The sequence below is a fragment of the Vibrio fujianensis genome, from assembly GCF_002749895.1.
Taxonomy (GTDB): Bacteria; Pseudomonadota; Gammaproteobacteria; order Enterobacterales; family Vibrionaceae; genus Vibrio; species Vibrio fujianensis.
Genome location: NZ_NBUS01000054.1, coordinates 479,150 through 481,422 on the forward strand (window position 1 = coordinate 479,150; position 2,273 = coordinate 481,422).

Here is a 2,273-nt window from a genome sequence, read left to right on the forward strand (position 1 = left end):
GCGGAAAACCACGTAATCCATCATTAGCACCTAGCGCAATCAAAACCCATTCTGGGTGATGTTGTTCTAATAATGCCGGTAGCCGCTCTAGCCCATTTCCGGTGGTGTCACCGGAAATGCTGCCATTGACCACCGTGACGCCAGCAGAGTGTTGGGCAAGTTTATTCCCTAATAAATTGGGCCAAGCTTGTTGCAAAGGCATTTGATATCCTGCGCTTAGACTATCACCTAAGATTAATAGTGTGCTACTACTAACATTGGTAGCGAACATGATAGCGCTCGCAGGAATAAACCATATTAATAACAAGGAAAACCATTTCGCCATGCAAAGCTCCGTTATTATCTCTGTACAATCATTATCTAAACTAGTCTCCACCAAACAGGAGTCATTGACAATCCTCCGTGACATTAATCTGACGATTTATGCTGGAGAAAGTGTGGCTATTGTAGGCAGTTCTGGGGCTGGAAAGTCAACGTTGATGACACTGCTGGCGGGGTTAGATGTACCTAGTCATGGTGAAATTCATCTGCTTGGTCATCCACTATCCACATTAGATGATGAAGCGCGAGCGGCAATTCGAAGTCGTTCAGTGGGGTTTGTGTTCCAAAGCTTCTTACTGATTCCAAGCTTGTCAGCACTTGAAAATGTGACTTTACCTTGTTTATTAAAAGGAGAGTCAGAAAATAAACCACGCGCAGAAGCACTGCTCACGTCAGTAGGCTTAGCGCATCGAATGCATCACTTACCGGCGCAGCTTTCTGGAGGTGAGCAACAACGCGTAGCGATAGCTCGAGCGTTTATGGTGGAGCCACAAATCTTATTTGCAGATGAGCCAACTGGGAATCTCGATCAAGAAACCGCAAGCAAAATTATTGATCTTTTATTTGATCTGAACCAACAACATGGAACAACCCTAGTGTTAGTGACCCATGATACTCAGTTAGCTGCGCGTTGCGATCGCTGTTTTTATATGCATTCAGGGTTATTGGAGGAGCAAAAATGAACCCTCTGTCTTCTTTGACGCTTAATTGGCGTCTTATGCGGTGGAGTTTAAATGAGATTCGCCATGGTCAGTTATGGCCGATTTCAATAGCTTTAACCTTGATTATTGCCTGTGTTTTTGCATTAACAGCGTTAGCACAACGTATGGAACAAGTTGTTGTTAAGCAAGGGAAAGAAGCCTTAACTGCTGATAGCGTTTTTGTTTCTGCCAATCCAATACCGACCACGTTATTACAGATGACGGAGCAACGTGGTTTGGCCACGTCACAAATGACTCGTTTCACGACCATGGCATTTAGTGAGCATGCTATGCAACTGGTGACGGTTAAAGCGGTTGATAGCCAATACCCTTTACGTGGCTCGCTGATATTGTCTGATGGGCAGCGTACCTTGCAACATGTATCCATCAATGAACTATGGCTTGATGAGCGTTTGTTTTCCCAGTTAGAGGTAGAGGTGGGGGATGCCATGAGCGTTGGAGACGCTGATTTTATCGTGACTGGGAAAATCATGACCCAACCCGGATTAAGCTTTAATCCATTTCAGCAAATGCCAACGGTATTGATTCATCAAACGGATATTGAAAAAACAGGCGCGATACAATTGGGTAGTCGAGTTCAGTATCGCTTATTTATTAATGCGACTGAACATGAACGATTGGCACTGCAAGACACGGTTGAATTAACCCCTAGCGACGAATGGCGAGAGACAGCAACAGCCAATCGAACCAATGAAGTGTTTGAGCGTACTCAGCAATATCTATCATTGACCTTGGCATTGGTCATTATTATGGCCGCGGCAACGTTAGTGTTAACGTGTCAGCATTACGTAGCAAGCCGACAACGTACCATTGCGATGCTAAAAAGCCTTGGTGCAAACAAAAAATGGATTGCACGCTGGCTAACTATTCAGGTGCTTCTGTTGTTTGCCATGGCGGCCGTGGCGGGCAGTGTGATTGGGGTTATATTGGAATACGCATTAAGGATTCCATTAGCGGGTCTATTGCCTGATCCATTACCAGCTTATGGCACCAGGCCAATTTTAGTGGCGTTATTCTCTAGTGGCTTAATTGCCGTCCCTGCGTTAGGCATACCACTTGGAAATCTATTAAATATCAGAGCCATCAGTGTGATGCAAAGCACCAGAACATCGCCCCGTCTACTCTGGAATAGTGCACTACTGCTGGCCCCCGTATTATCGATGATTGTTGTTTACTGGCACAACTCATTGGTATGGATGGTGATTGCTGGCATACTGGGGCTGTTTGTTA

General features: G+C 45.1%; 3 protein-coding genes. 2 read left to right on the top strand and 1 reads right to left on the bottom strand.

The window, feature by feature from the left end; translation table 11 throughout:
* Window positions 1-325 (bottom strand): GDSL-type esterase/lipase family protein (locus B7C60_RS19670; protein ID WP_245869550.1); only part of this gene is annotated, 325 nt, incomplete at its 3' end.
* Between B7C60_RS19670 and B7C60_RS15255 the strand changes: the two genes are divergently transcribed.
* Window positions 324-1,004, top strand: coding sequence for an ABC transporter ATP-binding protein (locus B7C60_RS15255; RefSeq protein ID WP_099612381.1), 681 nt, complete (start codon window positions 324-326; stop codon window positions 1,002-1,004). The genes B7C60_RS19670 and B7C60_RS15255 overlap by 2 nt on opposite strands.
* A partial coding sequence (locus tag B7C60_RS19675; RefSeq protein WP_342747984.1) for an ABC transporter permease occupies window positions 1,001-2,273 on the top strand: 1,273 nt, incomplete at its 3' end. The genes B7C60_RS15255 and B7C60_RS19675, both read left to right, overlap by 4 nt.

Excerpts from the sequence above, each read along its gene's own strand:
- B7C60_RS15255 (WP_099612381.1), top strand. The coding sequence starts at position 324 with ATGCAAAGCTCCGTTATTATCTCTGTACAATCATTATCTAAACTAGTC.